The 24,198-nt window shown below is 72.1% G+C and carries 10 protein-coding genes and 1 pseudogene; all 11 read left to right on the forward strand.

Annotated features, from left to right (window positions below; translation table 11 throughout):
* Positions 1-207: 207 nt before the first annotated feature.
* The 11 genes and pseudogenes from MXD95_RS18025 (at position 208) to glgP (ending at position 24,168) form a co-directional block, all read left to right on the forward strand.
* Positions 208-885 carry a TerD family protein gene (locus MXD95_RS18025; protein WP_250641822.1) on the forward strand — a complete coding sequence of 226 codons (678 nt, stop codon included), beginning with the start codon at positions 208-210 and terminating at the stop codon, positions 883-885.
* Positions 886-1,282: 397 nt separating this feature from the next.
* Positions 1,283-4,186 carry a hypothetical protein gene (locus tag MXD95_RS18030; RefSeq protein ID WP_250641823.1) on the forward strand — a complete coding sequence of 968 codons (2,904 nt, stop codon included), beginning with the start codon at positions 1,283-1,285 and terminating at the stop codon, positions 4,184-4,186.
* Positions 4,187-4,320: 134 nt separating this feature from the next.
* Entirely contained in the window at positions 4,321-5,994 is a 1,674-nt protein-coding gene (locus MXD95_RS18035) for an Hsp70 family protein (RefSeq protein WP_250641824.1), read from the forward strand.
* Between the two features lie 384 nt (positions 5,995-6,378).
* Positions 6,379-10,941 carry a zinc ribbon domain-containing protein gene (locus tag MXD95_RS18040; RefSeq protein WP_250641825.1) on the forward strand — a complete coding sequence of 1,521 codons (4,563 nt, stop codon included), beginning with the start codon at positions 6,379-6,381 and terminating at the stop codon, positions 10,939-10,941.
* A gap of 1,375 nt (positions 10,942-12,316) precedes the next feature.
* Positions 12,317-13,978: a glycoside hydrolase family 26 protein gene (locus MXD95_RS18045; RefSeq protein ID WP_308301520.1), complete on the forward strand. Its 1,662-nt coding sequence runs from the start codon at positions 12,317-12,319 to the stop codon at positions 13,976-13,978.
* 369 nt (positions 13,979-14,347) lie between these two features.
* A complete protein-coding gene (locus tag MXD95_RS18050; RefSeq protein WP_250641827.1) occupies positions 14,348-15,670 on the forward strand; it encodes an HpcH/HpaI aldolase/citrate lyase family protein in 1,323 nt (440 codons plus the stop codon).
* 5 nt (positions 15,671-15,675) lie between these two features.
* Positions 15,676-17,034 (forward strand): annotated as a pseudogene (locus tag MXD95_RS29705) (phosphoribosyltransferase family protein); the annotation flags it as partial.
* Between the two features lie 66 nt (positions 17,035-17,100).
* Complete coding sequence (locus MXD95_RS29710) at positions 17,101-18,243, forward strand: cysteine protease StiP family protein (RefSeq protein WP_250641841.1); 1,143 nt, start codon at positions 17,101-17,103, stop codon at positions 18,241-18,243.
* Positions 18,244-18,320: 77 nt separating this feature from the next.
* Positions 18,321-19,154 carry an HAD family hydrolase gene (locus MXD95_RS18065; protein WP_250641842.1) on the forward strand — a complete coding sequence of 278 codons (834 nt, stop codon included), beginning with the start codon at positions 18,321-18,323 and terminating at the stop codon, positions 19,152-19,154.
* 192 nt (positions 19,155-19,346) lie between these two features.
* Positions 19,347-21,380 (forward strand): acetate--CoA ligase, encoded by a 2,034-nt coding sequence (locus MXD95_RS18070; RefSeq protein WP_250641843.1) that lies wholly within the window; start codon positions 19,347-19,349, stop codon positions 21,378-21,380.
* A 229-nt stretch (positions 21,381-21,609) separates the two neighbouring features.
* Entirely contained in the window at positions 21,610-24,168 is a 2,559-nt protein-coding gene (glgP, locus tag MXD95_RS18075) for an alpha-glucan family phosphorylase (RefSeq protein WP_250641828.1), read from the forward strand.
* The last annotated feature ends 30 nt before the right edge of the window (positions 24,169-24,198 follow it).

Here is a 24,198-nt window from a genome sequence, read left to right on the forward strand (position 1 = left end):
CCTCCGGGCGGGATCGACGTCGGCGGACAGCGCTGCGGACAGGGCCCGCCGACGCCGCGGGCGGGGTATCGGGCGGGGTATGGAGCGGCGCACGGCGGATGTGACATCGTCGGGAACATCCAGTGATCTGACCGACACACGTATCCGGAACCCGCGCAGACGTCCGGCGACCGCGCAGGCACCCGGCAACCGCGAGGGAGCGGACCCATGGGCATCGATTACTCCAAGCGTCCCGACACACCACCGGCCGGTACCGGTGGTGTGTCTCTGAGCAAGGTGACGCTGACCAAGTCCACCCCGACCGTGTCGCTGAGCAAGCAGGGCGGCGGCGGGCGGCTGCACGTCAACCTGAACTGGAACCAGAACTCCGCGGGCAGCGCCCAGAAGGGCGGGTTCCTCAAGCGCGTCCTCGGCGCGGCCTCGGGCGGCATCGACCTCGACCTGGCCGCCCTGTTCGAGCTGGCCGACGGCCGCTCCGGCGTCGTCCAGGCGCTGGGTAACGCGTTCGGCTCGTTCGACGCGCCGCCGTTCCTCAACCTCGACGCGGACGACCGGACCGGAGCCGCCGTCGGCGGGGAGAACCTCTACATCAACCTCAACCAGATCGCCCAGATCCGCCGGGTGCTGGTCTTCGCCTTCATCTACGAGGGTGTCGCGTCCTTCGACCAGGCAGACGCGGTCGTCACCCTGACCCCCGCCCAGGGAGCCCCGATTGAAGTACGCCTGGACGAGCAGGCGGGTGGTGCCCGGATGTGCGCGATCGCGCTGCTGACGAATACTGGCAACGACTTCAGCGTGAGCCGCGAGATTCGTTACGTCAGCGGGCATCGCGAGCTCGACCAGGCATACGGATGGGGGCTGAACTGGAGCGCCGGCCGTAAGTGAGACACGCCGGTACCTCGCGATGACCCCCCCGGTCCCGCCGCCCGGCGGCGAGGAGGATCGATACCCGATGTTCCAGCCACGTCGCGACCCCGCCCCACGCACGGAGCGGACGAGCTGGTTCCCTGCCGGGCCGACACGCCCGGAGTCGCCGGACGACCGCGACGGGCCCGTCGCGTACTCGGATCCGCGCAGCGGGGACCCTCGGGACGTCAATGCCCGGGACCCCGGGACGCGCGACGGCGCTCCACGGAACGTCGATCCGTTCGACGTCGATCCGCTTTATGCCGCTGTGCCGGAGGCCGGTTCGCCGGACGCCGGTCCGCGGGAAGCGGGCTCGGGGGCCGGTCTGCTCCGTGCGGACCCGCTGGGAGCCGATCCGCGGGCTGTGGATCCACGCGTGTCCGGCCGCCACGCGGCTGACCGGCATGCGGCGGATGCCTTCCCGTCCGGTCCGGGCGCCGGCGATCCCCGCGCACCCGGCCGGCACTCGTCGGATCGGCGCCGATCGGCGCCCCGCCGGCGCGATCCGTTGGAGCCCGACCCGCTGGGACGTGAGGGGACGCCTCCCGCCGAGCGTGACCGGGACCCGACGCGGCGGGAGACACTGCACTGGGATGCCGACGCGGTCTGGTCCCCGGCCCGCCACACGTCCGCCGAGACGCCCGGTGTGACGGGACCGCCGGGCTCGGTGCCTCCCGCGGGTACCCGCTATCCGGAGGTCTCCCCGCCGGAGGGCTCGGTGGGCTATGCCGGTGGAGTCGGCTATCCGGAAGCGGGCCAGTACGCGGACTCCGTCGGCCAGTCTGTGCCGGCCAGGAACGAGCCGGCCAGGAACGAGCCGGCCAGGAACGAGCCCGTTGGAAACGAGCCGGCCCGTCCTTGGAGCCCGATCGGCCGGCCGGCGAGCCTCAGCACCTTCTTCGGCCGGTCCGAGGAGCAGCGGCGTCCTACCGGGGCCAACTATCCCGCGGTCGATCGCGGTGCTGCCGATCACGACGTCGCCGATGACGACCTCGCCGATCGTGGTGCCGCCGATCGTGGTGCCGCCGATCGTGGTGCCGCCGATCGTGGTGCGGCCGGCCGCGATGCCGTGGACTATGCCGATGATCCCACCGACCCATCCACGCCCGCTCCCGCGCTGAGCCGGCGATACGCGGCGATGGACTTCGCCCAGCTCGCCGTCGACCGGGTGCCTGATCCGTCGGATCCGGCCGACCATGCCTCGGCGCATGGTGGTGTGGCGGGCAGCGGATCGGATGACCGCTCCGGGGACGGTGGCAACGGCGGCCCGGCCCGTACGCCGGAATGGGATGTGCCCTCCGTGCCGGTGGGCGTGCGCGGCTTCGGCACACGCTCGACGCGCCCGTCGGACGACCACCGCTACCACGCTGATCCCGCGAACCAGGACGACCCGGCGAGCCGCTACACCGATCCCGCGAACCTCGGTGATCGCGCGAACTTCGGTGATCCTGCGAACTTCCGGGAGTCGACGAACTTCCGGGAGTCGGCGAGCGGCACCGACCCTGCGAGCTACGGCCGCTTCGCCGTCCAGGCCGATCCACGCCACCCCGCCGGCTCGACCAGCTACACCGAGTCGGACGCCCACGCCGCGCCGAACCCCAACGACGGCCCAGGCTCCTTCGACGGCACGGGCGCCTACAACGAGACGGGCTCCCACGCGGACCCCGAGGCCTATGTCGAGCGTGGTGTGTCTGGCGGCGAGCCCGACCGGTATGGCGAGCGGGCCGGGTCGGTCGATGTCGGTGACTATCGCGGTGACGAGAGATATGCGGATGGTGCCGGCATCGCCAACTCGTCCGACTATGGCGCCTCGCATCAGTCTGGTGCCGGATACGTCGAGGCCGATGACTACACCGGTTCCGACTACACCGGTGTCGGTGACAGTGCCGGCCCGGGCGGCTACGCGAACCCGGAGAGCTATGTCGGTTCGGATGACCGTGTCGGTTCGGATGGTCCTGTCGGTTCGGATGACCGTGTCGGCCCGGACGGCTATGTCGAGTCCGGCCACTACGCCGAGGCCGACCGTTTTGCAGAGTCTGACCGTTTTGCCGAGTCCGGTCGTTTCGTCGGGACCGGCCGTTCTGGCGAGGCCGGTCCTTATGACGAAGCGGATCGTTATGCCGCGGCAGACCAGCGGTACGCCGACGTCGACGGCTACCCGGACTCCAGCGGCCACGTCACAGCAGGAGGGCTGGAGCGCGGTGTCGATCGTGACCGCGAGTCCGGTCGTGACCGTGGCGCCGGCCATGACCCTGGCCTCAACCGTGATCATGCTGCCGTGCCTGCCTGGGAAGCCGAGCCCGGATCGGAAGCTGAGCCCGTCCGGGAAGGCGAGGCTAGCCGGGGAGGCGAGGCCAGCCGGGACACAGCGCCCGACGGTCCGGTCGACGATGACCAGGACGGCGGGGTCGCGTCCGCTTGGCGGCGGGCCGTCTCCGGTGGGTTTGGGTCACGGTTCGGGCGTGGAGCCTCGAGTGTTCGCGCCGAGCGCATCGGCGAGGGCGTCCCGGGTGAGGCCATGGAGGGCATCCCCGACGGCGCGGCGGCGCCACCCCCCGCGGGCTACGCCGACGGCGGGCTGCGCGGGGGCCCCGATGACGAGGCATCGGAGGGGGAGCCCCATGCCGACCACGTCGGCCCCGGCGGCTACACCCAGGCCGACGGCCACATCGCGCCCGACAGCCGTGCGGCTGAAGTACTGGCGGCTGAAGTAGCTGAAGTAGCTGAAGTACAGGTGACTGAGGGGCCGGCGGCGCAGGCTCCGGCGGCCGGGGTTCCGGTGGCTGATCTGTCAGCGGCGTCCGATCTGCTGGCGGGCTCGGTCGGCGCGGTTCAGGCGGTGGCGCTGGAACGGCTCGCCAGCCGGGTCGACGAACTTGCCCGGCTGCGCCGGCACGACGCCGAGCTGGTGGACCGGCTCCACGCGGAGAACAGCCGGCTGCGCTCGGGCGAGCTGACCGAGGCGATGGCCCCCCTGCTGCGTGGGCTGATCAGACTGCACGACCAGATGGGTAGCCTGGGGGCGGACGATCCACAGAGCGTCGCCGGGATCCTACGCAAACAGCTGCTGCAGGTGCTCGACTTCGCCGTGGATGTCCGCCCCTACACGGCCGTTCCCGGCGGGACATTTGATCCGGCGCGGCACCTGGGGGTGCGGCGTGTGCCCACCGACGACGCCGGGCGGGACGGGACGATCGCGCGGACGGTCCGGCCCGGATTCGTCCGCGGCGAGGCGACCGTGGTGCGGCCCGCGGAGACCGAGGTCTACCGCGCCCGCTGACGGGTTCCCGCACACGGCGTGACCACCGGCACTGCGCTGCACCGTTCCAGCGTCGGCGTACCGGCCACCAGGCCGGCTCAACGCGCCGGCAACGCGCGAGATGTTGACCTTGTGTGAAAGGGAGAGTCCAGAAGGTGGCGGGTACCAAGGTGTTCGGGATTGACCTGGGCACGACCTACTCCTGCATCGCCCAGGTCGACGAATACGGTCGGCCTGACGTGATCCGCAACATCGAGTCGCAGCCGACGACGCCGTCCGTGGTGCTCTTCGACGAGGGCTCCCAGGGCAGCGACACGACGTTCGTGGTCGGAACCCAGGCGAAGCGGCAGGCACGCATCCGCCCCGACGACGTCGCCCGGCTGGTCAAACGGCACATGGGCACGTCCGACTGGCGTTTCGTCGCCTACGACGTCGAGTACAGCGCCGCGGCCGTGTCGAGCCTGGTGCTCAAGGCGCTCGCGGCGGACGCTGAGCGGGCGGCCGGCGTCCCGGTGACGGACGTCGTCATCACCGTTCCGGCCTACTTCGGTGACGAGGAGCGCAAGGCGACCAAGCTCGCCGGCGAGCTCGCCGGGCTGAACGTCGTCGACATCATCAACGAGCCGACCGCCGCGGCGTTCGCCTACGGGTTCGGTCAGGAGGGCGCCGAGGAGTCGACCGTGCTGGTCTACGACCTCGGCGGCGGCACGTTCGACACCACCGTCATCCGGCTGAGCGAGGGCGCGATCACGGTCGTCGCCACCGACGGCGACCATGAGCTCGGCGGTGCGGACTGGGACAACGAGCTCGTCCGCTACCTGGCGCAGAAGTTCACCGAGGCCGAGCCCGAGGCAGGCGACCCGTTGGACGACGTCTACGACGAGCAGGAGCTGCTGAGCGCCGCCGAGGACGCCAAGCTCGCCTTGTCCGGACGGGACAGCGTCGACGTCCTGGTCGTGCACAAGGGTCACCGGGTGAGTGTGCCGGTCACCCGGGCGACGTTCGAGGAGATCACCGGCCCGCTGTTGCGTCGCACGCTGGAGCTCACTGGCTCGGTGCTGAACCGGGCCCGGGAGAAGGGCGTCGAGAAGATCGACCTGTGCCTGCTGGTCGGCGGCATGAGCAAGACCCCGATGGTCGCCCGCAGCCTGCAGGACTCCTTCGGGCTGGCCTCCCGGCTGGCAGACCCGGACCTGGCGGTGGCCAAGGGCGCCGCGGTCTATGGGCAGAAGAAGGCGCTCGAGCGGGCCGTCCACTCGGATCTGGTGGCCAGCGGTGCGTTGCGCCCGGATCAGGACCTCGCGGCCGCCGATGACGCGGACGTCGAGAAGGCGGCCGCGGCCAGCGCCGACGAGGCGGGCCTCGCGACGGCATCCGTCGTCGACCTGGTGCGGACCAAGGTGACCAATGTCACATCGCGTGGTTTCGGGATCTTCGCGGAGGACCGGGGTGCCCCGGTCGCGGCCTTCCTCGCGCACCAGAACGATCCGTTGCCGATCTCGGTGGTCCGCACGTTCTACACCGTCACCGACGACCAGGCTGAGGTCGACATCCGCGTCTTTGAGCAGGGCACCACCGCGGAATCCAAGGAGATCGAGGACAACAAGGTGATCGTCGCCGGCGCGATCACCGGAATTCCGCCCGGCCACCAGCGTGGGACGCAGGTCGAGGTGACGTTCGCGATGGCGGCGGACCAGACCATCCGGGTTACCGCGTCGCACGAGGGTGCCGCCACCGCACTGGTCCTCCAGGTGCGGGCCGGGGTCGGATCGGAGGAGATGCGGGTGGCGGAATCGGCGAAGGTGAGTCTGTTGAAGCGGCGGGACTGATCCCTTGGATCGTCCCTTAGGTCGATTACCTGCACTTCTTAACATAATAGTGGAAATAGCGGTTCGCTAACTGTTACGAAATCGTATTTATCCCCCTTCACCCGCGCTTACGGGCATCGCTCGGGAAGTCAGTAAGGTTCTGGCCCGGACACCCGGTCGGGACCGGGAACGAGCGGGAACGGTCATGCCGACACCGCTCGCGCTGGGTCCCGGCCGCGACGTCCGCGACGTCTGGTCCCGTGGCCCGGCGTCGCTAACTACTCTCGGGTGTGGGCCTGCGGGTGTGGAACGGTTGAGCTGCCGTTCCGCGTCCCGCGTTCGGCGCCCTGGGGGCCGGGCGGGTTACCGACCGGTCCGACGGGCAGGTGGGACGAAGGTGGAGCGTTGAGCGCGGCGTTCGATGGCAGCGGGTACCGCCAGCGCGTGCTGGCGCCGTTGCGGGCGAGCTCCTCGGTGGAGACGGCCGATCCTTTTCTGATCGCCGGCCTCGATCCCACCGTCAGCCATGCCGACTCAGAGGTCGGCGCGCATCTGATCCGGGTGGTTGCGTTCCTGCAGCGCGAGCGCAACTCGGCCAAGTACGCGACGCTCGCCACGGAGCTGGTGCGCCGCCGTGCCGAGTGGGAGGAGCCGCTGCGCGACGCGCACTCGCGTGAGCAGGTGCGCTCCCGGGTGCTGGCCGCGCGGCGCAGTGGCGATGCGGAGCGGCTGGCCAAGGTGGACGGCTATCTGGCCACGGTGCGGGAGCGGTTCGGCGGAATCCCGGCCTCCCGGGTCGAGGGGCTGCGGCGGCTCGCCGCCGCGGCGGGCGTGTCCGCTGCCGAGTTCGACGCCCGCCTCGGCCGGGAGCAGATCATCGTCGACGGCGTCGGCGGTGGGATCGAGCCGCTACCCAGCGAGGTGCGCCGCCAGATCGCCGACCGGCTGGGGGAGCTGCGCGCGCTGCGCGGCGGCGATCGGGTCTCCAGCGCCTCCCTCTGGGCGTTCCTCGGCCTGACCCCGGATGCCTCGCCCGAGCGGCTGCGGGCCGCCTACAACGCGGCGGCGGCCGCCAACAGCCGCCGCCCACACGACCGGGAGAAGACGGTCGCCGCCGACCTGTTGGCCCTCGTCTCGGCCCGGCTGATCGAGAGCGACCCGGCCGCCTACACCGCGGGCCTGATGGCCGACGCCGCCGACGAGCTGCGTCCCGCGGTGGAAGAGCACGTCGTGCTCGACGGCGAGCTCACCGCCGTCGCCTTCGAGGGCCTGGTGCGCGCGGCCCTGGCCACCGGGCGCGGCCTGACCGCCGCACAGGCGAAATCCGTCCTTCTCGGCGTCGCCCGGGAGCTTGGCGCGGCGGTGAACGTCGGCGGCGTCGTCAACTACGTGGTCTGCCCCGGCTGTGGGCGTCCTGAGGTGGCCGGCGCGGCCCAGCACTGCCGCTACTGCGACATCGACCTCTACACCACCTGCCCGTCGTGCGGTGCGCTCACCGAGGCCGCCGCGGTGGTCTGCCGGCACTGCGGGCACAGCCTGCGCCAGGCGAAGGAGGCCGCCGAGGCCCTGACCGCGGTGCGCCGCGCTCTGGAGGGTGGCCAGCCGCGGACCGCGGGTGAGCTGCTCGCCGCCGCCCATCCGGTCCTGGCCGCCGTCGGGGGGCCGGTCGCCGGCACCGCCGAGGAGCTCGGTGCCAGGGTCTCCGCCGCGCTCGGTGCCGCCGACGCCGGCTGGCGGGCACTCGCGCAGGCCCGCGCCGCCAGCCGCGCCGACGCCGCTCTCGACGACGCCCGCTGGCTTGCCGCCCAGGCCGCCGACGTGCCCGGTCCCGATGGCCGCAATCCCGCCGAGGTGCTCGGCGAGCTCGTCGCCGCAGCCGCCGTGATCCGACGCCGGGTGGAAGCCGCCCGCGCCCTGCCCCCGCAGGATCAGGAGGCGGCGCTCGTCGCCGTGCTCGCGAGCGCGGCGGACAACCGGGACGCGCTGGCCGCGCTCGCCGCGCTGCCGCTGCCGCCGCCGAGCGATCTGGTCGCACTGCCCGGGTCGGACGGCACGGTGGCGCTGCGCTGGCGGGCTTCTCCGTCGGTCTGCACGCCGGTGTCCTACCGGGTGGAGCGACTGCTGCTGGTCGACGGCGGCGGCGCGGCGCTGGCCCGTCGGGGCCTGGGCACGACCCGGGCGACCGAGCTGTCCGACGCGGGCGCGCCGGCCTGGACACCGGTGCGCTACGAGGTCACCGCCATCTGCGGCGAGCGCCGATCCGAACCTGTCGTCACCGCCCTCGTCGTCTGCACCCGGGAGGTCCGCGAGCTGCGCGCCGAGCGGACCGCGGCGGGCGTGCGCCTGCAGTGGCGCCTGGACGGCGGGACCCGACCCGTCACCGTCGAGCGGACAGTGATGCCGGCTCCCGTCGAGCGGACGACGGGGCCTGGCGCTGCCGTGTCGGGCCCGGCCGGCCACGAGCCGACCCGCAGGGCCCGGGTGGCCGGCAACTCCTTTCACGACACCGACGCCTCCGCCGGCGTCACCTATCGCTACCACGTGTTCATCGAATATCCCGACGTCACCGGGGAGCTCGCGCACACCGCGGGCGCCGATGTGGAGATCGAGGTGACCGCACGGCCCCGTCCGGTGCAGGATCTCAGCGCCGTCACCGCGGGCGGGCGTACGACACTGCGCTGGACACCGCCGCCGGGCCTGGAGGTGCGGATCTACGCAGCCTCGGTCCCACCGGTGTCATCGGTTGCCGGCGGCCTGCCCGGCTCGCCCGGCCTGACGCTCCCGGGCTCCGGCCCCTTGCCGCTGGGGGGCCTCGGCGCCGAGGGGGACGAGGTCGTGCTGGAGGCGATCACCGGGCCAGTGCGGCTCGTCGCCGCGGGCCGTGGCGGGCAGGCGGTCGAGTCGGCGCCCGTCGGCGAGGTCGTCTACACCCCGGTGACGGTGCACGGCGCGGTGGCCGTCGTCGGCCGAGCACTGCGGCACGTCGTCATCGAACCCGTACGCGACCTGCGGGCCGACGACCGCGGTGACGCGATCGTGCTGTCCTTCCAGATGCCGCCGGGCGTCACCGAGGCCAGGGTGCTGTGGCGGCGTGACCGTCCGCCGACCGGCCCGGACGATCCGCGTGCGGCCAGCGCCCGGGTCACCAACACCAGCCTGGAGGTCAAGGGCGGTTGGCACCTGGCCGCACCCGCCGACGGATGGGCCTACCACGTCGCCGCTTACCCGATGTACCGGGCGGGTGGGATCGTACGAGTCGCGGGTGCCGGCGTCAGTGTCCTCGCCCGGGCCGCCAGCCGCGCCGACCCACCCCCGGCGGCGATGCCGACCGGCCCGACCATCGGTGGGCATCCGCGTGACGCCGAGTCGATCACCGCGCCGCATCCCCTCGGCAGCCTGCCGCCGGGCGCCGGGCTGGCACCGGGGGGTGGCGCCCAGCCTGCCGATGTTCAGGGACAGCCGTCGCGTGGTGTGGTGTACCCGCAGCCGGTCGCCCACCCGGCCTGGCCTGGCGGTGGGGTCGGGGCACGGCCGATCGGCTATGCCGTCCTCCCGACGGCGCCGACCCATCGGTTCCAGCGGCCGACGGCGCCCCGCCCAGGTCCGTTGCCGCCTGTCCCCTCCTACGGCGGTATGCCGGCCGACGGCGCCCCATCTGATGGCACCCCACTCCGTGGCCCTGCGTCTGGTGGCCCTGCGTCTGGTGGCCCTGTATCTGGCGGCCCTGCGTCTGGCGGCACGGCGTACGGCGGAACTCCTCGTGGCGGCCCTCCTGGTGGTGGCACCGCATCCGCGGGACCGGCCGGTGCCGGGTCGGCCGACACGCCGCCTGGCGGTGCCCTTCCGCGCCGCCCTGCCAGTGGATACCCGCTCTCCGACGCACATACTGGTCCGCTGCCGAGCCATGGCGGACCGCATTCATCTGGCTCCCCTGCCACCGGGGCGATGCCGCTCCTCCCGCCCACCGCGGCGGCGTCCTTCCCGCCCGGCCACCCCTTGACGCCCGTGACCGGGTGGATGCCCGTGACCGGCGCACTGCCGACAAGCGGCGCACTGCCGGTCGATGGTGCTGTGTCGGCTGATGGTGCTGTGTCGGCTGATGAGACGTTGCGGGTTGGTGGGGGGCTGCTGGCCGATGGGGCGCTTGTAGCCGGTGGGGTGCCGCTGGCCGCGGGGGTGCCGTCGGCCGATGGGAGACCGCCGGCCGATGGGACGCTGCCGACCGATGGGACGCTGCCGGCGGGTGGGGGGCTGCCGGCCGATGGGACGCTGCCGGCCGGTGGGGTGGTGTCCGCTACCGGAGCGTTGCCCATCCTGGCGTCGGTTCCTGCCGGCGGGCCGCCCGTTGCCGGCGGGCCGTCGCACTCGGGCTCTCTGTCGGCCGCGGGGGGCGCGGCGATCCCGGTCGCCACGGAGTTTCCGGTCGGTCCGTCGACCTCGTCGATACCGTCGATACCGGCGGTGAGCGGCGGCTATGCCGACCCCACCCATCCGGGCGGCCCAGCGGCCGCGGGCGGTGGGTACGGGGGGGCCGGATCAGGTCCGGGCGGTGCGGACGAGCTCGGGATCGCCCGGGCGTTGGGCCCCGGCGCGGCCTTGGACGGCGCGACCAGGCCGAGCGCCGGGCCGATGGGAGATGCTCCCCAGCTTGGGCAGGTGCTGCCCACCGTCACCTACACGGTGAGCCGATCTGGCTGGCGTCGACGGACCATGCGGGTGCAGGTGCACACCTCGGGACCGGTCGGCGAGCTGATCCTGTTCGCCCGGCCGGGCACCGCACCACCTCGGGCCGCGGTCGAGGCACACGAGCTGTCTCGACTTGCGGCAGTGGATCAGGCGGTCACCCGGACCATCGACGTCACCCTGGACGGCGCCCAACTGCCATGGGGCGTACGCCTGCTGCCCGCGCTGCGCCCGACCGGCTGGACGGTCACCCACCCGGCAGACGAGGACCTCGTCGTACGCTGACCAGCGGACACTCTCAGGCCGCGTCGGTTTCGGAGGGGCTGGGGCAGGGCTGACGGCGCAGCGTCGCCGGTCCTGCGGACCGCGAGTCCGCGAGCCGGAGCCACCCTGAACCTTGCGCGCCCGGACGTCGACCTTCCGACGCCCGGGCTTCGGCACTTCGGGCGTTGGCACTTCCGCGGCTACGACCGCGCCCGCGACAATCGCGGCCGGGCCCGGGCTTCGGCACTCCGGGCTTCGGCGCTCCGGGCTTCGGCACTCCGGGCTTCCGCGCTCCGGGTCGGGTCCGGGAATCAGAGCATGGGCTCGCGCACCCCGATCACGGGATTGCGGATGATGGTCACACATCGTGGCTGTCGCTTTTATCTGTCTTGTTGCTTTTAAGGGCCTCGAGGTGATGGCCGTGGTCTCTCTGTAGGGTTTTTCGACGCCTTATGTCCGATTCATCCCGACAAAGCTGGCGTTGGGTGACGGCCAGGTTGCGGGGATCATCCCCGCAGTCGCCGTCTCCGGGTCTCGGCGGTCACTGAGGGCTCCCCGCGCGGGGGGACGTCTCGGCAATTCGGGCGGTCACGGGCGGGGTAGCCGTCGCGTCCGCGGTGCGCGTGACGAGGGGCGCGCGGATCCGGCGAAACACGCCACGCGCGGCGCCGACACGGCGTAGTGCCCGCGTCGGATGCCGCCTCGGACGCCGTGGCGGCGGGTGTCGCGCCCCTACCCGTTCGGGTGGATCGGCTATTCCACATGGGTATATGGCTGATACGTTGGCTGTATGTCGCTTATCGGCTGAGGTGTTGCGCTCAATCATCAATGGCGGCACTACCACGCAAAGTATTCACCCTGGCGCCGTTCCTCGATGCCTGAGCTGCGTTTACGATTGGTCCCATCACGTGTAGTTCCAGTACCGGTCTGATGGGTATCTGCCATCGGGCCGGGGCACCTGTCGGTCCGTCCCGGTCGTGTGGTCAGGGTCGGCCGGCATCACGATCGGGCCGCCCTGGCAGCCCGTTCGGCGGCCCGGTGCGGTGCCGTCGGACCTGAGGGAACGCTGAGCGGTCGCCGGCTGCGACCAGCGCGGAGGGGACGTTCCACGGGTCGTCGTGATGCGGCCGGATCCGGTGGTCGATCGGTGGCGTGGCCGGTGGGTGCGTCGACTCACGCCCTCACCGAAAGGCAGCGCGCGAGCATGGCCTCGACCTCTTGTGGCCGACCTACCCCTCTGGTCGGCCGTCCGGTCTTTCTTGTGTCCCGAGGCGGGCCGGGTCGTTCCCGTGCCGCCCATCATCGGCCCAGACGTCCCCGGCGACCGGCTGGTGTCGGCGCCCGATTCGGGCTCGTCACGGTCTTCATCGTCGGGCTTCTCCAGGCAACCTCTCCGTTGGCCAACGCGGCAACGCCGACACCGACGGCTACTCCGGCGCCGGCCTCGACCCCGGACGCCACCACCTCGCCGGATGCCTCCGCCTCACCCGCCACCGGCGCCAAGGGCCTCGAGGTCCCGCTGACGACGATGACGCCCAGCACCACCACCCGGATCGCGTTGGTGCTGTTCGACGAGGACATCGTGCTCGTCGGCGGCCGCGGCTTCGCCCCCGGTAACGATGTCTCCGTCGCCGCCCAGACCACCAGGCTCGGCGGCAGCGCCCTGATCCGGGCGGACACCGACGGGCGGTTCATCCTGGGCTTCCGTGTCCCGGCTGACTTCAAGGGCGCCGTCAACGTCAAGGCGACCCAGAGCGGCTCGAGCGCCGAGGGCTCCCTCGACGTGACGGGTCCGGAGGCCGCCGCCAAGGAGTTCACCGCCGCGCCGGCCCTGCCTGACCTCCCGGTCGGTAGCTCCGGCACCACAGCTGGCGCCGATACCGGCACCAGCAGCACCCCGAGTCCCACCGCCTCCCCAGCGGTGTCGCCGAGCGCGGACGGGAGCACGGCGGACGTCCCGCGCCCGACCGCCGCCACCCCATCGGTGACGTTGGCGCCCACTCCAACGGCCAGGCCCGGTTCGAGGCCCCATCCCTCGACGCAGGCAGGCCCGCCGACCGTCACCCCGGCGGTCCCGGCCGCCAGCCCGGCCGTGCCGCCGGCCACGGCACCGGCGGTGTCGCCGGCCAGCCCGGCCCAGGGTGGCGCCGCGGCCGCGGTCGCGGGTGGCACTCTGTCCGGCCTGCCCTGGATGTCTGGATATCAGACGCACGAGATGTCGACGCTCACCGCGTTCGCCAACTGGCGGGGCCGCTCCGATGATCTCGTGCACGTCTACACCGACCGCACCTCCGGGTGGGGCGGTCTGGTCGAGCCCAGCTGGCCGGTCGACACGTTCAAGGGATTCGGTGGCAAGCTGCTCATCAGCGAGCCGACCTACCCGCAGGGCCAGGGCAGCAACGCCGAGTGCGCCAAGGGCTCCTATGACGGCCAGTGGAAGAAGCTCGGTACCTTCCTGGTCGCGCACAACCGGGCCGACTCGATCATCCGGATCGGCTGGGAGTTCAACGGCACGTTCATGTACTGGCACACCGACTCCGACCCGACGAACTTCAGGACCTGCTTCCAGAAGATCGCCACGGCGATTCGCTCCACCGACCCGCAGGTCAAGATCGACTGGACGTTCAACGCGCACGCCTCGCCAGTGCCCTCGGGCAACAGCCCGTGGGGCGCCTACCCTGGCGACCAGTACGTCGACTACGTCGGCATCGACTCGTATGACCACTTCCCGCCGTCCAAGGACGAGGCGACGTGGAACAAGCAGTGCGAGGACGTCAACGGCCTGTGCTACGTGATCCGGTTCGCGCAGCAGCACGGTAAGAAGGTCGGCGTCGGCGAGTGGGGTGTCGCCTCCTGTTCCGGAGACGGCGGCGGCGACAACGCGTTCTACATCCAGAAGATGTACCAGACGTTCAAGTCGGCCGGGGCGACGATGGGCTACGACGCCTACTTCGCCGACGCGGCCCCTGGCAACGTCTGTTCGACGATCATGAACGGTGGTCAGAACCCGAAGGCCTCCGCCGAGTACAAGAAGTACTTCGGCACCGGCGGAACCTGATCCGTCCGCGGCCCACGGGCCGCGCATCCCGACGGCGTGCCACGTTCCCGGCTGGGGGGTGGCACGCCGCGTCGTTTCCAGGAGCGCCGGGCCGCAGGGCGCCGCGGGCTCGGGGCGGGCTCGAGGCGCTGGTCGGCAGCCTGAAAATGACCGGGAGGTGACTACGTAGTGTCGTCAGCCTGACGCCTGTCATGGTCTGTCGCAAGACATCCCCGGCCGGGTACGGTCAGCCCGACAGGTGACGTCTGGCGATCTTGTCGGCTTTGGCCGACGCCCGGCTATGGGACACCGGGCGCCGGCGGGATGACCGTCGGGCCCGTCGGGACCGGGGTCGAGCGACGTTGCCGCGGGAGACGAGGAGATCGCCGGGTGCGCCACTTCGCCTTCCTCGACCCTTTGGTGGTCGAGGCGCTGTTCCACCGGCCGCCGGAGGAGATTCCGGTCGACGGCGACCGCCGGCTGCTTGCCACGGCGCTCGGCGCCACCCTCTACGCGCCTGGCACCCGATCACGGCTCGCCGATGACGTGCGCCGCCAGACGGCGTCCGGCGTGACGTCCATGGTGCTCTGCCTGGAGGACGCGATCGCCGACACTGAGGTCGCCGACGCCGAGGCCAACGTCGTCGCCGCGCTGCGGGAGCTGGCCGACGACCCGCCCCGTTCCGGCGACGGGATGCCACTGCTGTTCGTCCGGGTCCGCGCGGTGAGCCAGATCCCCGACCTCGTCGGCCGCCTGGGCGTGGGCGGCGCGCGCTGCCTGGCCGGGTTCGTCCTGCCGAAGTTCGCCGAGGACGGCGGACAGATGGCGCTCGAGGCGGTGCTGCGGGCCTCCGACTCGATCGGCCGGCCGCTGTGGGCGATGCCGGTGCTGGAGAGTCCGCCGGTGATCTACCGGGAGACCCGGGTGGAGGCACTCGGCGCCGTGCGCCGCCTGGTGGACAAGCACGTGGAGCAGGTGCTGGCCATCCGGCTCGGTGCCACCGACCTGTGCGGCCTGTTCGGCCTGCGCCGCGACCGGGATCTCACGATCTACGACATCGCCGTGGTGCGCGACTGCATCGCCGACATCGTGAACATCTGCGCCCGCGGCGGTGACCATGTCGTCACCGGACCGGTGTGGGAGTACTTCGCCGCGCCCGAGCGGCTGTTCGTGAGCTCGCTGCGGGTCACTCCGTTCGCGCAGGCCGAGCGGGTCGACGGCGAGCAGGCCGTCCGGATGCGCAGCGCCCTGGTCTCCGCTGACCTCGACCGGCTCATTCGGGAGGTCGTCCTGGACCGGGCGAACGGCCTGTGCGGCAAGACGGTCATCCACCCCAGCCATATCCTGGCCGTGCACGCCCTGCATGTCGTCAGTCAGGAGGAGTACGCCGACGCCGAGTCGATCCTCACCGGCAACGCCGCGTCCGGGAACGCCGGCGGGGTGCGCCGCTCGAGCTACGCGAACAAGATGAACGAGCTCGGCCCGCACCGGGCCTGGGCTGAGGCGGTGCTGCGCCGGGCCCGGGCGTTCGGCGTGCTGCGGGAGGGCGAGACGTTCGTCGAGGTCCTCGCCGCCGCCGGCGCGGCCGAACCCGCCGCCGCGCCCGCCACCCTCGCGCCGGCCCCAACGGCACCCACCGTCATCGTGCCCGCCGCGGCGGCGCCCATGGTCGCCACTCCCACCGCGACGGCACCCGTGGGAACCGGCCGATGACCACCATGGCGGATCCGCCGGCGACGGGCGCGGGCTGGCTCTGGTCGGAGCTCGGGCTTGTGGCCGACGTGACCGCGCAGGCGGGCGGTGGTGATCTGGACGACCTGGTCGGCCTCGCCCTGCGGCGTAACCCCCGTCGCGCGCACCTGCTGGTCAGCCGGGTGCTCGGCAAGCATCTGCCGGTCGAACCGACCGTGGCGCTGGCCGCCGGAGCCCGGCTCGCCGCCCAGATCCGCCAGCTGCCCGGTCTCGGCGTCGAGGGCGCCCCCGAGGGTCGGGGCCTCCCGGCTCGTGGGGGAGCCCTGGTCATCGGCTACTGCGAGACGGCGACGGCGCTCGGCCATACGGTCGCCGACGGCCTGCCCGGCAGCCATTACCTGCACACCACCCGCCGCGACACCCCGGGCGTGCCGCCGGTGTTGGAGTTCACCGAGTCGCACTCCCACGCCTCGTTCCACTGGCTGGTCCCGCGCGACCCGGCGATCCTGCGCGAGAGCCGCCCGATCGTGCTTGTCGACGACGAGCTGTCCACCGGGCGCACCGCACTGGGCACTATCCGGATCCTGCACGCCCACGCTCCGCGCGCCCACTACGTCGTGGCCGCCCTGGTGGACGCCCGGCCGGCACCTGCCAGGGTGGCGTTCGCGGAGCTCGCGGACGAGCTCGGGGTGCGCATCGACGTCGTCTCACTGGTGGCCGCGACCGTCACCGTCCCGGCGGACATCGCCGAGCGGGCGGCGGACATTCGCGCCCGTTTCGACCCACCCGGTAACGGTCTGCCGGCCGGTGCGAACGACCTGCCGACCGCCAGCGCGGCCGGGCCGCCGGTCGTCCCGGTGCGGTGGCTGAGCGCGTCCTGGCCGAAGGAGCTGCCCGAGGGCGGGCGGTTCGGCTGGTCGCCGGATGACGCCCGCCGGCTCGACGCGCTGCTCGACCCGCTCGCCGCGACCGTGCGCGCGGCGCTGACCGCACCCCGTGGGCGGACCCTGGTGCTCGGCACCGAGGAGTTCATGTACGTCCCGATGCGGATCGCCGCCGCACTCGCCCGCGGCGGCCAGGGAGAGGTCCGTTATCAGTCGACGACCCGCTCCCCGGTCCATCCCCTCGACGTCGACGGTTGCGCGATCCGCAGTGCGCTGACCTTCCCCGCCCCGGACGACCCGAGCCGGGCCAGCCACGTCTACAACGTCGGTCCCGGCCGTTACGACGACATCGTCGTGATCGTCGACTCGGGTGTGGACAGCGCCTCGCCGACCCCCTCGGCCGACCCGGGTGGCCTCGTCACGCGGTTGTGTGCCTGCGCCCCCGTCACCGTCCTGTCCGTGCCGTCCTACCGCCCAGCTTCCCGCTCGGCCGACGGCGGCACGAGCAGCCGCGCGAGCAGCCCTGCCGACCCCGCACAGGACGACCCGAGAGGACAGGCCGCACCCATGAGCACACCCGCGGCGGCGCGCACGATCGGCTCGGGGTCCTACGACCCGGCGGACGTCACGTTCCTGCTCACCGACCTGTCCGGAGTCGACCTGGAGCGCCCCACCGAGGACCGGGAGGAGGCGATGCAGTCCGGGCGGCACTACTCCGAGGATCTGCCGGTCGAATACCAACCCGATGACAGCTACCTGCGCCTCTACCATCAGGCGCTGGAACGCTCGGCTCGCCGCGTGGCGCTGGCCACGGGCGTCGTCGCCGAGCTCGTGCGGGTCACCAAGCCGCATCCGGTGCTCGTCTCCATCGCCCGCGCCGGTACCCCGATCGGCATTCTGATGCGCCGCTGGTACGGCTTCCGGCACGGTCTGGACGTCCCGCACCACGCCATCTCGGTGATCAAGGATCGCGGGGTGGACATGAACGCCGTGCGCCATCTGACCGACCGGTTCGACCGGGCGGCGATCCAGTTCGTTGACGGCTGGACCGGCAAGGGCGTGATGACCCGGGTGCTCGCCGAGGCGCTGGCCGGACTCGGTCTCGACGACACCCTCGCCGTGCTCGCCGACCCCGCCCGCTGTGTGCCGCTGTACGGCACCCGCGATGACTTCCTCATCCCCAGCGCCTGCCTGAACTCCACGGTCAGCGGCCTGGTGAGCCGTACGGTGCTCAACGCCGAGCACATCGGCCCGGACGACTTCCACGGCGCGAAGTTCTACCGCGAGCTCGCGCCGCACGACCTGTCCCGCCACTTCATCGAGACGATCGTGGCCCAGTTCGATGCGGTCGCGGACGAGATCGACGCCGCCTGGCCGGCGCTGTGGGCAGCCGATCGCGCCCCGACCTGGGAGGGATGGGCGGCGGTCGAGCGCATCGCCGCGGACTACGAGATCCCCGACGTCGTCATGGTCAAGCCCGGCGTGGGGGAGACGACCCGGGTGCTGCTGCGCCGGGTGCCGTGGCGCATCCTCGTCGCCCCCGACCGCCTGACCGAACTCGCCCACGTGCTCGCGCTGGCCGCTGACCGCGGGGTTGTGGTCGAACAGCGGGCCGACCTGCCGTTCTCCTGCGTCGGTCTGGTCCGTCCGCTCGGCGACGCGCCGACCTTCCACACCCCCGGCGCCCGCTGGCGCCCCCAGGTCCCGTGACGTCCGCCGGTCGCGTGACGTCCGCCGCCGGGAGGTCAGCCGGCGCGGCATCCGTCGGCGCCACCTGCTCGGCTGATATCAGCGCGTCGACGAACGGCGGGAGCCACACGTATCTCGCCGCGCTCGACCTGGACAAGACGCTGATCTTCTCGGCCCGCTCGTTGCTGCTGCCCATCCCCTCCAACCCGTCCGTGGTGGAGGTGGAGCGGCTGGATGGCGCGCCGCTGTCGTACGCGACCGCGCGGGAACTCGAGCTGCTCGCCGAACTGGCGCGCGTCGCCGTCGTCGTCCCCGTGACGACTCGGACGTTGGCCCAGTACCGCCGGGTGGACCTGCGCATCCGGCCGCCGTACGCGGTCGCCGCGAACGGCGGGCACCTGCTCGTCGGCGGTGAGCCCGATCCGGCCTGGGCCGAGACCGTCGCCGCGGACCTCGCCGCCTGCGAGCCGCTCGCGGAGATGCTCGCCCGCGCCAAACGGTTCGCCGCCGGCTGGGCGCGGACCGTGCGCTCGGCCGACGACCTGTTCGTCTATGTCGTCGCGCACGCCCGGGCCGACATCCCGGACCTCACCGAGCTCGCGGCGGACGCCGTGGCGGGCGGCTGGGCGGTGTCCCAGCAGGGACGCAAGGTCTACCTGGTGCCCACGGCGCTGACCAAGCAGCGAGCTGTCGACGAGGTGCGCCGCCGCACCGGCACCTCCATCCAGCTCGCCGCCGGTGATTCTGTGCTGGACATGCCGATGCTGCTCGCAGCCGACGCCGCCGTGCGCCCGGCCCACGGCGAGCTGCACGAACTCGGCTGGACGGCCCCGCAGGTCACCGTCACCGCGGATGCCGGCGGCCTGGCCGGCGAGCAGCTACTCACCACCATCCTGACCCTCATCCGCGGCGGGCGCCCTCGAACCCCCTGATCGTCAGGATCGGATCATGATGCCTGCCGGGCGGGTGCTGTCGAGGCGAGGTTTCGCCGCATACTGCTCAGCCGTGTCCGTTCGTGGTAAACCGGTGATCCGGTCCTGGGCGCATCGGGTCCCGGGCGTACCGGTCCCAGACACCCTGATGTGGGAGGAACCGTGACCGAGCTCGAGGCCACGCTCGAGGACATGCTGGCGGTGGAGCGGTTCGACCCGCCGGCCGGGTTCACCCGTCGGCGACCGGTCGAGGCCGATCGGGCTGCGGCGGACCTCGACGCCGAGCGGTTCTGGGCTGACGCCGCCCGCGACCTGCTGACCTGGGACAAGCCGTTTACCCAGGTGCTCGACGACACGAACCCGCCCTTCTACACCTGGTTCGCCGACGGGGAGCTGAACCTCTCGGCGAACTGTCTGGACCGCCATGTGTCCGCCGGCCGGGGCGAGCGGGTCGCCTTCCACTGGCGCGGCGAGGAGGGGGAACGGCGCGACGTCACCTACGCGCAGTTGCTCGCCGACACCCAGCGCCTGGCGAACGGCCTGCGCTCGCTGGGAGTGGCCGCGGGAGACGTCGTCGGCATCTTCCTGCCGATGATCCCCGAGGTGGCCGTCGCGATGCTGGCCTGTGCCCGGATCGGCGCCGTGCACAACGTGGTGTTCGGTGGTTTCGCGCCGTCCGCTGTCCGGGAGCGGATGGAGGTCTCCGCGGCGAAGGTGCTCATTACCGTCGACGGGGCGCGCCGCAAGGGCAGGCGCGCCGAGGTGAAGGCCGCCGTCGACGCCGAGCTCGGTGATCTGCCGGCCCTCGAGCACATCGTGGTCGTGCGCGGCCCGAGGACGGGCGGCGACGGTGGCGCATCGGAGCCGGCTGCGAGCGGGAGCGGAAAGGAGCCGGCGGCGAGCGGGACGGGGCTGGCCGCGGGAGTGGGGACGGGCGCCAGCGAGGCGCCGATGACGCCGGGGCGGGATGTCTGGTACGACGCGCTGCTCGCCGGGGCCGACCCGGACTGCCCGGCGATCCCGCTGCCCGCCGAGCATCCGCTGTTCATCCTGTACAGCTCCGGGTCGACGGCGAAGCCGAAGGGCATTCTGCACACCACCGCCGGCTACCTGCTCGGCGCGACGTACACCCACCGCATGGTGTTCGACATCAACCCGGACACCGACGTCTACTGGTGCTCGGCCGACGTCGGCTGGATCACCGGGCATTCCTACATCGTGTACGGCCCGCTCTCGAACGGCGCGACGTCCGTCATGTACGAGGGTGCCCCGGACTATCCGGACCGGGACATCTGGTGGCAGATCATCGAGGAATTCCAGGTCACCGTGTTCTACACGGCGCCCACGGCGATCCGGACCTGCATCAAGTGGGGCCCGGAGTATCCCGGCCGGCATGACCTGTCCTCGCTGCGGGTGCTCGGCACCGTTGGTGAACCGATCAACCCGAAGGCCTGGCTCTGGTACCACCTGGTCATCGGCGGCGGTCGTTGCCCGATCGTCGACACCTGGTGGCAGACCGAGACCGGCTCGGTGCTGATCTCGCCGCTGGCCGGGGTGACCTCGACCAAGCCCGGCTCGGCGACCCAGCCGCTGCCCGGCATCAGCCCGGCGCTGCGCAGCGAGGATGGCGAGCCGGTCACCGAGGGCACCGGCGTCCTGGTGATCACGAAGCCGTGGCCGTCCATGCTGCGCACCCTCTACAAGGATGACAAGCGCTTCGTCGAGACCTACTTCTCCCGGTTCGGCCCGACGACGTACGTGGTCGGCGACGCGGCGAGGCTCGACGCGGACGGCTACTACTGGATCATCGGCCGGATCGACGACGTGATCAACGTGTCGGGGCACCGGCTGTCCACCGCGGAGGTCGAGTCGGCGATCGTCGCCCACGAGGCGGTGGCCGAGGCCGCGGTCGTCGCCGAGCCCGACGAGCAGACCGGGCAGGCCATCGTGGCGTTCGTGACGCTGGCCGGCGAGCAGACCGGCGATGCCGCGATGGAGGCGCGGCTGCGCGAGCACGTGGCGCACCGCATCGGCAAGCTGGCCCGGCCGCGCCGGATCATCTGGGCGGACGACCTGCCCAAGACCCGTTCCGGCAAGATCATGCGCCGGCTGCTGCGGGACGTCGCCGCCGGTCGGGAACTCGGCGATGTCACGACCCTGCGCGACCCGGCCGTGATGGCCGTCATCACCGACCGGGTCCGCACCGCCCGCGACGACGAGGAGTAGATCGCGGGCAGCGGGCAGCGGGCAGCGGGCAGCGGGCAGCGGTGGGGTGGGGTGGGGTGTGGGGTGCGGGCGAGAAGGGGATGCGGGCGAGGAGTGGGGGTCCGGGCGGGCGAATGGTGGAGGAACGCCACTGATCGCCCTGCCCGTCGGCGAGTTGTTCGGGGAACGTAACCCGCAGGTCGAACCCGCGTGCGCCGACGCCACCAGGACTGTCTAGGCTCACCACTTCGTGAGAGCCCTACGACGGTTCACCGTCCGTGCCCAGCTCCCGGAGCAGCTCGCTCCGCTGGGGGAACTAGTCCTGAATCTCCGCTGGTCCTGGCACCCGGAGACCCTCGATCTGTTCGAGTCGGTCGATCCGGAGCTGTGGCGGGCCACGAAGGGAGATCCGGTCCGGCTGCTCGGCGAGGTCGACCACGACCGGCTCGTCGCGCTCGCCGCCGACCGCCGGTTCGTGCGCCGGCTGACCGACATCAACGATGACCTGCAGGACTATCTGAGCACGGATCTGTGGTACCAGCGGCAGAACCTGGCGGACACGCCCGCGGCGATCGCGTACTTCTCACCCGAGTTCGGCATCACCGAGGTGCTGCCGCAGTACTCCGGCGGCCTCGGCATCCTCGCCGGAGACCACCTGAAGACCGCGAGTGACCTCGGCGTGCCGATCGTCGGCGTGGGTCTGCTGTACCGGGCGGGATACTTCGTCCAGTCGCTGTCCCGTGACGGCTGGCAGCAGGAGCGCTACCCGGGCATCGACCCGCACGGCCTGCCGCTGACCCAGCTCACCGACGCGGGCGGCCGTCCGGTGAAGGTCGCCGTCGGCCTGCCCGAGGGTCGCACCCTGCACGCGCAGATCTGGAAGGCGCAGGTCGGCCGGGTGCCGCTGCTGCTGCTCGACTCGGACGTCGAGGACAACCAGCCGGCCGAGCGCGGGGTCACCGACCGGCTCTACGGCGGCGGCACCGACCACCGGCTGCTGCAGGAGATGCTGCTCGGCATCGGCGGGGTGCGAGCTCTGCGCGCCTACGCGACGGTCACCGGAACGCCCGCGCCCGAGGTCTACCACACCAACGAGGGGCATGCGGGCTTCCTCGGCCTGGAGCGCATCCGGGAACTCACCGAGACCGGCCTGAGCTTCGACGAGGCGCTGGAGGCCGCGCGCGCAGGAACCCTGTTCACCACGCACACCCCGGTGCCCGCCGGCATCGACCGCTTCCCCCGCGACCTCGTCGCCCGTCACTTCGGCGGGGACAACTCCTGGCCGGGCGTGCCGGTCGAGCGGATCCTCGATCTCGGCGTCGAGGCCGACCCGAACGTGTTCAACATGGCCCACATGGGGCTGCGGCTGGCCCAGCGTTCCAACGGCGTCAGCAAGCTGCACGGCATCGTCAGCCGGGAGATGTTCGCGGGCCTGTGGCCCGGGTTCGACGCCGCCGAGGTGCCGATCGGCTCGGTCACCAACGGTGTGCATGCCCCGACCTGGGTCTCGCGTACCGTGCTGGAACTCGCCGACCGCGAGCTCGGCCCCGGCCTGCTCGCCGACGACGCGGCCGGCTTCGGCGCGTTCGCCACGCTGGACGACGAGGTCATCTGGACCGCGCGCCGGGCGCTGCGGGAACGGCTCGTCGCCGAGGTCCGCCGCCGGTTGCGGGCGTCCTGGCTGGAGCGGGGCGCCGCCCCCGGCGAGCTCGACTGGATCGAGTCGGTGTTCGATCCGGACGTCCTGACCATCGGCTTCGCCCGCCGGGTGCCGTCCTACAAGCGCCTCACGCTGATGCTGCGTGACCGCGACCGGCTGCGCCGCCTGCTGCTGCACCCCGAGCGGCCGGTGCAGATGGTCATCGCCGGCAAGGCCCATCCCGCCGACGACGGTGGCAAGCAGCTTGTCCAACAGATCGTGCAGTTCGCCGACGACCCGGCCGTCCGTGCCCGGATCGTGTTCCTGCCCGACTACGACATCGGCATGGCCCGGTTTCTCTACTCCGGCTCCGATGTCTGGCTGAACAACCCGCTGCGCCCGCTGGAGGCCTGTGGCACGTCCGGGATGAAGGCGGCGCTCAACGGCTGCCTCAACCTGTCCATCCGGGACGGCTGGTGGGACGAGCTGTACGACGGCCAGAACGGCTGGGCGATCCCCACCGCCGACGGCGTCGAGGACCCTGACCGCCGCGACGACATCGAGTCCGTCGCGCTCTACGACCTGCTGGAGAACACCGTCGCCACCCGGTTCTACGACCGGGAGACCGCCGGCTCCCCGCCGCGGCGCTGGACGGCGATGGTCAAGCACACCCTGTCCACCCTCGGCCCGCAGGTGCTGGCCAGCCGGATGGTGCAGGAGTACGTCGAGCGGTACTACGTCCCGGCTGGGGTCTCGGCCCGCACGGTGGCCGCGGACGGCCTCGCCGGTGCCCGCGACCTGTCGGCGTGGAAGGCGCGGGTGCGCGCCGCCTGGCCGGGGGTGCGGGTGCTCAACGTCGATTCCGCCGGTCTCGGCGACACCCCCCAGGTGGGCCAGTCGCTGGTGGTGCGGGCGACGATCGATCTCGGCGGCCTCGGCCCGGACGACGTCGACGTCATCGCCTCCTATGGCCGGGTGGACCTCGCCGACCGGATCGCCGCACCGGGCGCCCTCTCACTGAGTCACGTTGAGGACGGCGACGGCTCCCATCGCTACGAGGGTGTCATCGAGCTCGGTCGCACCGGGCCGTTCGGGTACACCGTGCGGGTCCTGCCGCGCCACCCGCTGGCCGCTAGCGTCGCCGAGCTCGGCCTGGTCGCGAACCCGTAGGTCTCCGGTCCCCTTCGACGCGACTCCCGC

The sequence above is a fragment of the Frankia sp. AiPa1 genome (assembly GCF_023243075.1).
GTDB lineage: Bacteria > Actinomycetota > Actinomycetes > Frankiales > Frankiaceae > Frankia.

Excerpts from the sequence above, each read along its gene's own strand:
- MXD95_RS18025 (WP_250641822.1), top strand. The coding sequence starts at position 208 with ATGGGCATCGATTACTCCAAGCGTCCCGACACACCACCGGCCGGTACC.
- MXD95_RS29710 (WP_250641841.1), top strand. The coding sequence starts at position 17,101 with ATGAGCACACCCGCGGCGGCGCGCACGATCGGCTCGGGGTCCTACGAC.
- MXD95_RS18070 (WP_250641843.1), top strand. The coding sequence starts at position 19,347 with ATGCTGGCGGTGGAGCGGTTCGACCCGCCGGCCGGGTTCACCCGTCGG.